The sequence below is a fragment of the Dokdonia ponticola genome, from assembly GCF_042653865.1.
In the GTDB taxonomy this organism is placed as follows: domain Bacteria; phylum Bacteroidota; class Bacteroidia; order Flavobacteriales; family Flavobacteriaceae; genus Dokdonia; species Dokdonia ponticola.
Window position 1 is genome coordinate 129,809 of record NZ_JBHSFV010000011.1, and the last position, 12,597, is coordinate 142,405.

The window sequence follows — 12,597 nt, forward strand, 5'->3', positions numbered from 1 at the left end:
TAGGCAGGCGCGAAAGCCCACCCTTTCCTATGAACTACTTTAAAAAGATTTTGCGCTTTGCGCTTCCCTATAAGAAATATGGGTTTTTAAATATCATTTTTAATATTCTATATGCATTATTTGGAACCTTATCTTTTATATCCTTAATTCCTATGCTTACAGTGCTCTTAAAACAAGTAGAGCCTCGATATATTAAGCCAGTTCTCGAAGACGCTTGCTCTTTTAAAGAGTTTCTAGAAGATAGCCTTAACTATTTTATCAATACAAAAGTAGATGAGCACGGTGAAGTCTATGTCTTAGGAATTATGGTAGGAATTGTGATTGTTGTCTTTTTCCTGAAGAATCTTTTCGGATATTTGGCCAATTTCTTTATTACGTATCTACGTAATGGTGTCCTTAAAGACATACGAGATGTGATGTACAAGCGCATTTTACATTTGAATCTTAGTTTTTATTCAGAAAAGCGTAAAGGCGATACTATTGCTAGAATTACCTCTGATGTGCTCGAAGTACAACATTCTTTTTTATCGATACTGGAATTATTTATCAGAGAGCCTTTAGCGATCTTATTTGCTATTGGAAGTATGTTTTTTATCAGTACCTCCCTGACCATATTTGTGTTCATATTTATACCTATAGCTGGTTTTATTATTTCTCGCATCGGAAAAACGCTTAAAAAGAGATCTAACCAAGTACAAACCGAACAGGGGTATTTTTTATCTCTTGTTGAGGAAACCCTTGCCAACTTAAAAATTATTAAAGGCTTCACAGCCGAAGATCGCATGCAAGAACGATTTGAAGTATCGACAGAGCGATTTAAAAATTATAGCAACTCACTTACACATAGGCAAAATTTAGCCTCTCCAGTAAGTGAATTTTTAGGGATTACGGTGATAGGTACTTTATTATGGTATGGAGGAAACATGGTATTAAATGTAGATTCTGGTCTTAATGGCGCTACTTTTATTGCGTATATGGGACTTGCGTATCAAATACTAACACCTGCGAAAGCCATAGCAAAAGCAAGTTACTCTGTCAAGAAAGGAGATGCAGCTGCTGCCAGAATACTAGAAATCATAGAAACTGAAACGCAAATACAAGATGCGCCCAATGCTAAAACAGCGCCTCCTTTCTCCAAAGAAATTACCCTAGAAAACATTTCTTTTAAATATGATCAGGAAACGGTGTTGGATAATTTTTCTTTAACCGTTCCTAAAGGACATACGGTTGCATTAGTCGGGCAGTCGGGATCTGGAAAAAGCACCATTGCAAATCTAGTCACTCGTTTTTACGATGTACATGAAGGTGTTATAAAAATAGATGGTACACCTATTAAGGAGATAACAAAAAAATCACTGAGGGAACAGATGGGATTGGTCACACAAGACGCCATTCTTTTTAATGATAGTATTAAAAACAACATCAATCTTGGTAAACATGACGCCACAGAAGAAGAGATTATTGAGGCTTTAAAAATCGCAAACGCTTGGGAGTTTATTAAAGACTTACCCGAAGGCATTCACACCAATATAGGAGATAGTGGCAATAAATTAAGTGGCGGACAAAAACAACGATTATCTATTGCCAGAGCGGTCTTAAAGAATCCTCCGATCATGATTCTTGACGAAGCGACCTCGGCATTAGATACAGAAAGTGAGCGTTTGGTACAAAAAGCATTAGAAAATATGATGCAAAACAGAACTTCTATTGTCATAGCACACCGTTTATCTACCATTCAAAATGCAGATCAAATTGTAGTTATGCAAAAAGGAGTGATTGTAGAACAAGGGAAACACCAAGAATTACTTGACAAAAAAGGCGTGTATCATAATCTAGTTGCTATGCAATCTTTTGAGTAATGCTAAATACGCTTTCGCGAAAGCAAAAACAAAACAAAAAAGCTACTTTAAAAAAAGTAGCTTTCTGAGGTTAAGTATAAACTTTATTGATACCACATTTGGGGCTCGCGATATCAAAAAGCGTATGATTAAATCAACTTATGAATTTGGGGGTTCATGTAGGTCGATCATTGTTTAATGATGGTTCAAATATAAGAGGATAGTTTTGAATAAACAAAGAAAAAATGCACTTTATCCGAATAATTATGCATTTTATCGATATTTGTGTTTTCAACTATTCCATAACTCGCTCATTTTCAGTAAAAAATTATTTTTTTTTAAGATTAAACTTTTTTAAAAAATAGAAGTCTAAGCATCGTGATACAAACCCAGATTATAGAAAGTCAGCTCATAGAAGACTTAAAAAAGCAACCTAACCATGCTGCTTTTAATATCTTGGTACAACAATATCAAGAGCGTCTCTACTGGCACATACGTAACATGGTAAAAAATCATGAAGACACAGATGATATTTTGCAGAATGTTTTTATAAAGGTACACCGTAGTATTCATTCTTTTAAAGGAGATAGCAAATTGTACACATGGCTCTATAGAATTGCAACCAATGAGTCGATTACATTTTTAAATAAAAGAGCCAAGCAATATCATATTTCTAATGAAGCATTGCAAGATAGGCTTATCAATTCCTTAGAGAGTGATCCCTATTTTGAAGGAGATGAGATTCAGATAAAGTTGCAAAGAGCCATTCAAAGCCTTCCTGACAAACAACAAGCGGTATTTAGAATGAAATATTTTGAAGATGTAACTTATGACGAACTCAGTGAAATCATGGACACATCTACAGGGGCATTAAAAAGTTCGTATCACATAGCAACGAAAAAAATTACAGAATTTTTAAAAAATACATAGTCATATATGAACAATAAAGAATAATGGAAAATCCTAAAAACATACCAAAAGGCGCTGACTATAAAATTCCTGAAAATTATTTTATTGATTTTCAAGAACGATTACACGTTCAAATTGAATTTGAAGAAATAGTTGGCACAAAAAAAACAACGGGTTTTACTGTTCCTAAAGGGTATTTTGCAAATTTCCCTGAAAAGGTATTACAACAGACAGCAAAACCTACAAAAGTGGTTTCACTATTTAAAACTAAATGGATCTATGCCGTTGCTAGTGTCGCTGCTATCCTACTTTTTCTATTTATTTTAGAACCATTTGATACCAAATACACTTTTGATGCTATAGAAAATGACACGATCGCTGAATATCTAGAAACCAATACCGTTCTATCTGCTTATGATGTAGGTGAATTACTCACAGACGAAGAACTTGAAAACATATCAAATACTATACAACTAGAAGATACGGAGGTACTAGACTATCTCGATACAATAACAGATCCCTATGATCTTATGATTCAATAATACTATGAAAAAAATAATTCTTATTCTAACTTTAGCTATTTCAACAATAGCTATTGCTCAGAGACCAAATAGAGAACAACTAAAATCTTTAAAGGTTGCCTTTATTACTGAGCAACTTGATCTTTCTGTAAAAGAAGCGCAGCAATTCTGGCCTGTCTATAACACTTATGAAGACGGCATGGAAACCCTACGTCGTGACGAACGTAAGCTATTAGGAGGTCTTAAAAATACCTTTGATCAACTCTCTGAAAAGGAAGGAGAAATTGCATTGAACTCTTTATCTAAAATTGCACAAGATAAACTTAATATGCGCACACGCTTAATATCTCAACTTAAGAATGTGATATCATCAAAAAAAATTCTGAAACTCCTAAAAACCGAAGAAGATTTTAAACGTGTTCTGATAGATAAAATAAAAGCACGAAGAGGAAATATGGGAAGACGTATTAACGGCGGAAGATAAGTCTTGCCAGTTTATTTCTTCCTCCAGCATACGCTATACTATCATTTAAAAACCGGAAGCTTAAGAAAGATTCTTTAGAAAGCTCTTCCCAATGGTCTCCCCCATCTTGAGAATATGAAATTCCAGTAAATCCTACTGCAATGAGTTCTTTTCCTTTGCTATTGGGTATATACTGCACACAACTCTTATACCCCTGGTTTGCATTGTCTGTCGTGGTTTTCCACGTTTTACCGCCATCTGTAGTTCTAACAATATTGGCTATAGCCAACTCAGGTTTTGTATAATCCCCTCCATATAGTATACCTTGATTCGCATCATAAAAATCCATGCTATAGGCTCCAGAGGTTTCTGTTCCTTGTACTATTGGTGTCTCAAACAACTCCCATGAATTTCCCTTGTCGGGACTATATAAAATTCGAGATTTTAAACCTCCAGTCACAATCCACGTATGGTCATTTACTACTTTTATATTAGTGTCACTTGCTGCAAAAGCGGCTTCTCCTTCTTCAGTCACAGGTATCTCTATACATCCTTTTTTCTGCCAAGTAGCCCCTCCGTCTCTTGTGGTAATAATAGATAAACAACCACGTACAGGATCCCCTATAGCAATTCCTTCAGTATCATTCCAAAACGTCATAGCATCATAAAAAACACCTTCTACTTGCTCTATATACACAAGGTCAATCTTCCCTGTTTTTTTAGTAACTCTGTATAACAATGCTGGATTACCTATGCTAAGAACAAAAAAAGCATCGGTCGTATTTGCAATAGATCGAAACGCTGGTTTTGTATCTAAAAAGTCAATAACACCACTGTTTTTAGCACTAAAATAAGATGGAATTACATTTACATCCTCAGAAGTGGTTTCTGCGTTTATTTCAAAATAGCCATACATCCCGTTACTCCCTGCAAAAAGGACTTCTTTATCTGATACCTCCACTGCTCTGATACTCGTAGAATCGGAATAAATCACCTCTATTTCTACATTAGAAATAGGAAGCATCGTAGGTGTTTTTTCTTTTTGATTACAAGAAAAACAGACTACAAGTAAGATAAAAATGACGGTTCGCATGGTTTAAATTTTATCAAAAATAGAACTATTAATACAAGAAGCAATACCTTTGCACCATAATAGAAGTTATGAAATTACACCGTAATCTTGTTTTTGCAGCCGTAGACGCTTTAAATCTCATATTTAATGAGGAAAAACAAGCAGATAAAGTTTTAAGGGAGGTACTCAAATTTGATAAACGTTGGGGAGCCCGTGACCGTGGCTTTATTGCAGAAACAGTCTATGATATTGTTCGCTGGAAGCGCTTATACTCTGAAATTGCAGAAGTAAAAGCCCCCTACTCAAGACCTAACCTTTTTAGACTTTTTGCGGTTTGGGCGACCCTAAGGGGTATTGAAGTTCCAGATTGGAAACAAATAGAGCCTATTCCTTCTAGACGCATCAAAGGACGTTTTGATGAGTTATCTAAAATTAGAAAATACAGAGAATCTATTCCAGATTGGATGGATACTATGGGAGAAAAAGCCCTAGGTAAACAATGGGACAAGGAGCTTGCCGCATTAAACACACAAGCACCTGTTGTACTGAGAGCCAATACACTTAAAACAACACCAAAAGATTTACGGAACGCACTTGCAGATCAAGATATAGACACAAAACTAGTCGATGCTTATCCAGATGCCGTAGAATTATTAGAACGCAAAAATGTATTTACTTCTGAGGTATTTAAAAAAGGTTTTTTTGAAGTACAAGATGCTTCTTCACAACGTGTCGCTCGTTTTCTAGATGTAAAACCTACGATGCGTGTTGTAGATGCGTGTGCAGGTGCAGGAGGTAAAACACTACATCTTGCTGCGCTCATGGAAAACAAAGGCCAAATCATTGCCATGGATATCTATGAAGGAAAGCTTAAAGAATTAAAAAGACGTGCAAAACGTGCTGGAGCGCATAACATAGAAACTCGTGTTATTGATACTACAAAGGTCTTTAAAAAGCTATACGGAAAAGCTGACAGAGTGCTAATAGACGCCCCTTGTACAGGGCTAGGGACGATTAAAAGGAGTCCCGATCTTAAATGGAAACTGCAACCAGACTTTGTTCAAAAAGTCATAGATCGTCAAGCAGAGCTTTTGCAATCTTACAGTAAAATCGTAAAACCAGGAGGGAAAATGGTCTATGCAACTTGTTCTATATTACCACAGGAAAATCAGGAACAAATCAAATCCTTTTTAGCGACTGAAGAAGGCGCTCACTTTTCACTTGAGAAAGATGAAAAAATAAGCCCAGCAAAAACTGGATATGATGGATTCTATATGGCTTTGCTTTCGCGAAAAGCGTAAAGAAATAAAAGAGAAATGATAAAAGCATAAAATTTGATAACACCCACAAATAGTTAGTTTTAATGTTGAAAAATAGAATAAAAAAGGCGAGCAATGCTCGCCTTTTTGTGAAGAAAATCTTCATTTACTGAACAATAATTCTTGCTGTTTTAAATCCTTGGGGATTTCTACTTCCAAGACGTAGTAAGTATACCCCAGATGACATAGCGCTCATATCTAGTGTAATACCATGTCCATTATTTCTTCTAGATATTGGCTTATACATAAGCTGCTGTCCAAGCGTATTGTATACTGCCATAAATATAGGTCCGTCAAAAGTAGTTGTTAAATCTACATCAAAACGATTGTCTCCTAAAGTAATTACCTGTAAATCTCCGTTTTGAATAGCCTGCTCTTCTAGACTCAAAGAACCTGTTATGTTTGCCGTATAATCATTCGTCCTACCAAAGGCTAAATCACCACAAGGGTCTAACACATCACCTGCAGTACTTTCGTCTTCACCCCTTAATCTCATTCTATGCATACCATTAGTAACCGCTGGAATAGTTTCAAAATCAACGGTAAATGCAAAATCAGTATTTGCATTCGCTACAAAATCATTAGCTATTAACTCTTCGGTTTCAAAAATACCATTATCATTAAAATCAATCCATAATGCAAAAACAGAAGCATTAAAGCCCATCTGTAATACACCTTCGAATGGATTATCATTTAAAGCAAAGTTGAATACGATATCTGTGTCATCACTATACCCAGCTGGAGAGCTTCCGCAGTTTGTAGATATATCTTGATCTGCTAAAGCGAACTCAGTCACACCATCATCAAAACCTGCACAGTTAGAAGTTGGTTGACAAATATTATTTTGTATCGTTACACATGTCGAATCGTTTGAGGTATCTTCATCATTTGTCAAAGCGGTTGCCGCACAAAGTACATACTCTTGGAAAGAAGACAAGTCCGCCGTTTGTGTAAAGGTATATTCTACAGTTTCTCCTGAGGCTACAGTACCTGTAAAGGTTTCTGAAGTAATAGCACCATCTAAATCATACGTTACTTCAAAGTTAGACTGATCAGCAGATCCAAAGTTTTCTATGGCAATCGTTACGGGTTCCGCATCAGAGAGATTTTCTGCTGTTTCTGGTGCTACAATAACAGTCACACCTAGATCGTTAGCAAAAAGGTGTTTTACCATTTCTGTGTTACAATTGTTACTTTCAAATTGGTCTCCTGCTAGATCTGTACATACAGTGATCTCGTAGGTTTGCCCTACTGTCGATAAATCTATCGTTTGTGTAAATGTATAATTTACTGAAATTCCTGGAGCAATTGTACCTGTAAAAACTTCATTGGCCACTTCAACACCGTCCACACTTAACACGACAGGAATGTTTGATAATTCTTGTGTTCCAAAGTTTCTGATGGAAACTTCTACGGTTTCAGCATTTGTTAATGCTCCATCTACAGGAGATACGATAGCATTAATTCCTGCATCTGTTTCAAAACCACCAGAAAGGCTAAAGGAAGCAATACGCGTAGTCCAAAAGTTATTTGAACTAAAATACTCAGCAGTATGCCAGAATGTAAAATTATCTGGATCCATTGATAGCTGTGAGTAATCGCCAAAACGATTTGTGGTTGTTTGAACCCCTACTCCATTTACAATGATCTCTTCTGGCACTGTCATTTCACCTAATGGATCGTCTGCAAATCTTCCTGTGTACGCTACACCCACAGGTGTATCTCCGTTACCAATATTAAAAGCAAGACCTATATTACCTTGTGCATCTATAGCACCACTTCCCATAAAACGGCTACTACCGTCTGCAGGAGCGTATGTTCCTTCTTGGTGAACAGCCCAATCATCTGTATCATTATTTCGTAATTCGATCCAACGTACTCCCGCAGTTGTATTATCCCCCAATGCATCTACATTAAAAGTAACTAACCAAGAATTATGATCTTCAAAAGGTCTATAATGAGCGGCATAAGAAATAACCCCTGTAATCATATCAATACGTTGTCCAGTTCCTGGTTGTTCTAATTCTCCCGCACCAAATGGCGCTAGAAAAGAATCAAAAGGTGCTACAGGAATTTCAAGAGGTGCAGATACTGATGAGTTTCCAGGAGTATCAAAATCTATATCAAGCTCCCATACTTTTAAATGATCAAAAGCTGCTCCCCAACCGTCATCCTGTAAATACGTGATGTACCCTGGAGTGGAAGGATCAAAGTCAGTTCCTAAAAGATAGGCTGGCTCAGGGCTAAAAACTGTATTTGGATTATTAATAACCCCAGGTAAGTTAAATCCTAAAATCTGAGGATCATCACCTCCAGCAATCATCACATCTCTCTCAAGTGCAAATACATTTTGACCACTCTTATTAGCTGTCATATAATATGCATCATGCCATACCGCATAATGAGGATAGTCGGGAAAAGAACTTAACGGAAATTCATATAAGAAATAAGCTCCTGTTGGATCTGGAGTTTCAGAAATAGCAATAGCTAATCCATTATTAGACGTATTAAATTGACTCACAAACCAGCGATCTGCTAGTTGATCATACATAATAATAGGATCTCCACTATTTTGTCCATCTCCAATAAAGTTTCCTAAAGATGTGGGTCCAGCAAGTACATTCCCTGATTTATCAAAAATTTTAACCGCCACGTTTACTGCGTGTACGTAATGATTAGGTCCCACTGCTCCCGATGGATCTGGAGGGGTTGCCCCACCACCTTCTGATACGGTCATTCCGTTAAAATTTTGACCTATACTACTTCTTTGTAAGGCCTTATTAACGGCAGACTGTCTGAGAGGATCTTCTCCTACAGGAAGTGCATTTTCAGTAATATATCCGTTTACAGGAAAATTATTAGGAATAATTCTGTAATCCGATTTACCGTCAGCGTCTTCTACTATAAGAGGGAAATCACGGAGAGGAATTGACTTTCCAAGGAAAGTACCTTGCCCAATGATCTCTGGTGCTTCGGCATTTTGGGCAAATAAGTTTATTGTAGCTAATAAAGCCACTACGATTAAAATAGTTTTTTTCATGAGTTTGTGATTATGATGTATATTTCTTACTGTAAAAACAACTAAGATATAGATTTTCCTACCTAATCAAAGAATATATGTATACGCTTTCGCGAAAGCGTACTCAGTAAATTTCTACGAGATAGGCATACTAAAAAACATCAGCACTCTCTTTTGCAAACTTTTACTATTTATTAACGAGCCAAACCTTGGTGAGATTGATCCTTATGAAATAAAAAAAGGCGAGCAATGCTCGCCTTTTTTATAAATTGGTATTCCCTATTTTATTTTACCAGAATTTTTTCTGTTTTAAATCGGCTTGAGCCAACGGTCATCATTTTTACAAAATACACTCCAGAAGGCATATTAGACATGTCTAATGCTACGTTAAATGCATTTCCTTCTCTTTGAACCTGCTTATATTTTAATTGCTGACCAAGCGTATTATATACACTCATATACACATTCCCTTCTACATTAGAAGTTAGCGACACTTCAAAATTCTCATTATCTAGTGTTGATATCGTAAAAGTTGCGTTTGCAAATGCCGTATCATCTAGACCTAAAGTGTCATCTATAATCACTGTATAATCCTGAACTTCTCCAAATGCATAGCTAGAGCATGGATTGTTTACATCTCCTGCTGCAGAAGTATCTATAGCTTTTGCTCTTAAAATATGACTACCAATTGGAGAACCTGGAGGAATTACTAAATCAAAATCTTCAAGAACACCAAATTGTTGGAAGAATTCACCGACTATAAGTTGTTCTGAGGTTTCAAAGTCTCCGTTATCATTAAAATCAATCCAAACAGACAATGCCTCTACTCCTGGTCCACCATTCCAATTTTGTTGTGCTTGAAGTATGTATTCATTTTGACCTGCTACATTACTTAAAGTCGTTGATAAGTTGGTTCTATTTGCATATCCTTGAGGACTCCCCTCTGGCTCTGTATTACATCCATTTCCTCCATCGTCTGCACTAATAGTATTCAGAATAAATTGCTTAATACCATCTATATTACATCCGTTTGTAGCTGTAGGCATACATATGTTTAATAAATCAAGACTCGTTTCATCATTGGAGGTGTCTTGGTCACCTGTTAAATTTGTTTTAGACACAAGAACGTGGTTTCCTGCTTCACTAATATCTGCTTGAGTAGCAAATGTGAAACTCACTGTTTCTTCTGGAAGAATATTCCCTGTAAAAGTTTCTACAACGGGAGCTTCACTATCTAATATATACTGAACATCAAAGTTTGATTGTGCTACACCTCCAAAATTTGTGATAGAAATTGTAACATCTTCTATATCTAACATTCCTGAAGTAGGTGATGTGATGGCTGTCACGCCTATATCATTTGCAAGAAGATGCGTTACTTCTGAAGAAGCATCATCGTTTACGGGCTGTTGGTCTCCGTCTAATAGTGTACTTGCAGAAACTACATAGGTCTGGTTTTCTACATTTAAATCTAAAGTAGCAGTAAAGGTATAGTTAACCGCTTCTCCTGATGCGATCGTTCCCGTGAATGTTTCGTTAGCAATCAAAGCACCATCTAATCGTAATTCTAATGGAATATTAGATTGATCTTCTGTTCCAAAATTTCTTATAATCACTTCTACTGTTTCTGTATCTGTAAGATCTCCAGTGACTGGTGATACAAAACCATTTACACCTACATCAGTCGCAAATCCACTAGAAAGGCTAAAAGAAGCGATTCGAGTCGCCCACACATTGTTGGCTAGAAAGTATTGAGTGGTGTGCCAGAATGTAAATTCATTTGGATCCAATGTCATATGTGCATAATCTCCAAAACGATTTGAAAAGGTTTGCACCCCTGGTCCATCAAAAATAATATTTTCATCTACAGTCATTTGACCTAGAGGATCTGAAGCAAATCGTCCAGTGTGACGAATTCCCACAGGCATCTCCGATCCAGCTATATTATATGCTAATCCTATATTTCCTTGAGCATCCATAGCAGCACTACTCATAAAACGACTATTCCCATCATCTGGAGCGTACGTTCCTTCTTGAAAAACAGACCATGCTGTATTTGCTTCTGTATTTCTAAGCTCTATCCAACGTATTCCAGAGGTATTGTTTCCGTCTATGTCTACATTAAATGTAATTACCCAAGAGTTGTGATCTTCAAAAGTTCTGTAATTGGCCATATACGATATAATACCACCTTGACCTGCTAAATCTTGTGCCGTCCCTGGCTGATCAATATCTCCAACTCCAAACGGAGCAAATAAAGAATCAAACGCGTCTACTGGAATTTCTTGTGGATCTGCAGAAATTGTAGAATTTGCTGTATTATCCCAATCAATGTTTGCTTCCCAAACCAATAATTTATCTACATCTATATTTCCATTCCATGAATCATCTTGTAAATACACAAAGAATCCTGGGGTATCAGCAGGAAATGCAAAACCTGTTAGGTTTGCTGAGGCAGCACTAAAGATAGTAGTAGGATTTGCAAACTGACCTGTAAGATCAAGCCCAACAATCTGAGGACTGGTCCCGCCGGCTAACATGACATCTCTCTCTAGGACAAAAACTTCTCTAGGATTAAATCCACCTCCACCACCATTTCCATTGGTGGTAAGGTAGTAGCCGTCTGGCCATACAGAATAATGAGGATAATCTTCAAACTGTCCGCTTAAAAACTCATATACATTATAAGCACCTGTAGGGTCTGCCGTTTCTGAGATTCCTACAACTAAAGATTGTGCGCTTGGTCCAAATTGACTCACTAGCCATCTATCTGCTAATTGATCGTATAAAACAATGGGGTCTCCATTGTTATTTCCTGTCCCTAAAAAGGTTCCTAAGGCTACAGGTCCTACAAGTAGTGTTCCTGTTTTATCATATATTGAAACTGCAGAATTTACAGATTGCACGTAATGGTCAGGTCCAACAGCTCCCGTAGGATCTGGAGGAAGAAATCCAGATTGGGTATTATCGATACCTGGAAAATTAGCTTCAATGGCACTATTGAGTAAAAGAGGTCCCATTTCTCTCTGCAAGGTAGCTTCAGAGCTCGATTGTCCTTCTACTAAATTATTAAATGAGCCTTCATAACCGTTAGGAATGATCGTAAGTTCATCTATTCCATAACTTGTAGTTGGAATAGTGGGTGCATCTCTAAGTAGAATGGTCTTGCCCAAATAAGTGGCTTGCGATATGGAGCTAGGTCCTTGGGTTTCTTGCGCAACAACTCCTAGACTAATGAAGAGCATCAACACAAATACGGATGTAATTTTTTTCATGAATATGTAGTTTTTTTAGTAAAGTAGCACGAAAATAAACATATATCTTAATAAAATCTTAATAAACCCTTAATAGTTTGCATAATCTATAAAATTATAATAGGGAACAGAAGCGTTAAAAAGATGTTTATAATATCTAGAAGCAATCCTTTTTAATCGTGTTTATTTTAGCTAAAAAATG

Annotated in this window: 8 protein-coding genes; 5 read left to right on the top strand and 3 right to left on the bottom strand. The window is 36.6% G+C overall.

Features of this window, described 5'->3' with window-relative positions; all coding sequences use genetic code 11:
- Positions 1–29 precede the first annotated feature (29 nt).
- The 4 genes from ACFO3O_RS16965 to ACFO3O_RS16980 all read left to right on the top strand — a co-directional run bounded on the left by ACFO3O_RS16965 (position 30) and on the right by ACFO3O_RS16980 (position 3,752).
- On the top strand, positions 30–1,859 hold the full coding sequence (locus ACFO3O_RS16965; protein WP_379981000.1) for an ABC transporter ATP-binding protein: 1,830 nt from the start codon (positions 30–32) through the stop codon (positions 1,857–1,859).
- A gap of 357 nt (positions 1,860–2,216) precedes the next feature.
- The gene (locus ACFO3O_RS16970) at positions 2,217–2,768 is read left to right on the top strand and encodes an RNA polymerase sigma factor (protein WP_379981002.1); all 552 of its coding nucleotides are present in this window, start codon (positions 2,217–2,219) and stop codon (positions 2,766–2,768) included.
- 23 nt (positions 2,769–2,791) lie between these two features.
- Positions 2,792–3,289: a hypothetical protein gene (locus ACFO3O_RS16975; protein WP_379981004.1), complete on the top strand. Its 498-nt coding sequence runs from the start codon at positions 2,792–2,794 to the stop codon at positions 3,287–3,289.
- A gap of 4 nt (positions 3,290–3,293) precedes the next feature.
- Positions 3,294–3,752 (top strand): sensor of ECF-type sigma factor, encoded by a 459-nt coding sequence (locus tag ACFO3O_RS16980; RefSeq protein ID WP_379981006.1) that lies wholly within the window; start codon positions 3,294–3,296, stop codon positions 3,750–3,752.
- Here the strand turns inward: ACFO3O_RS16980 and ACFO3O_RS16985 are convergent.
- Positions 3,736–4,824 carry a WD40/YVTN/BNR-like repeat-containing protein gene (locus tag ACFO3O_RS16985; protein ID WP_379981008.1) on the bottom strand — a complete coding sequence of 363 codons (1,089 nt, stop codon included), beginning with the start codon at positions 4,822–4,824 and terminating at the stop codon, positions 3,736–3,738. The genes ACFO3O_RS16980 and ACFO3O_RS16985 overlap by 17 nt on opposite strands.
- Before the next feature lie 68 nt (positions 4,825–4,892).
- Between ACFO3O_RS16985 and ACFO3O_RS16990 the strand changes: the two genes are divergently transcribed.
- Complete coding sequence (locus ACFO3O_RS16990; RefSeq protein ID WP_379981010.1) at positions 4,893–6,104, top strand: RsmB/NOP family class I SAM-dependent RNA methyltransferase; 1,212 nt, start codon at positions 4,893–4,895, stop codon at positions 6,102–6,104.
- A gap of 124 nt (positions 6,105–6,228) precedes the next feature.
- Here the strand turns inward: ACFO3O_RS16990 and ACFO3O_RS16995 are convergent, their stop codons facing one another.
- A complete protein-coding gene (locus ACFO3O_RS16995) occupies positions 6,229–9,162 on the bottom strand; it encodes a GEVED domain-containing protein (RefSeq protein WP_379981012.1) in 2,934 nt (977 codons plus the stop codon).
- Between the two features lie 263 nt (positions 9,163–9,425).
- Positions 9,426–12,416, bottom strand: a complete 2,991-nt coding sequence (locus ACFO3O_RS17000; protein WP_379981014.1) for a GEVED domain-containing protein — start codon at positions 12,414–12,416, stop codon at positions 9,426–9,428.
- Between the last annotated feature and the right edge of the window lie 181 nt (positions 12,417–12,597).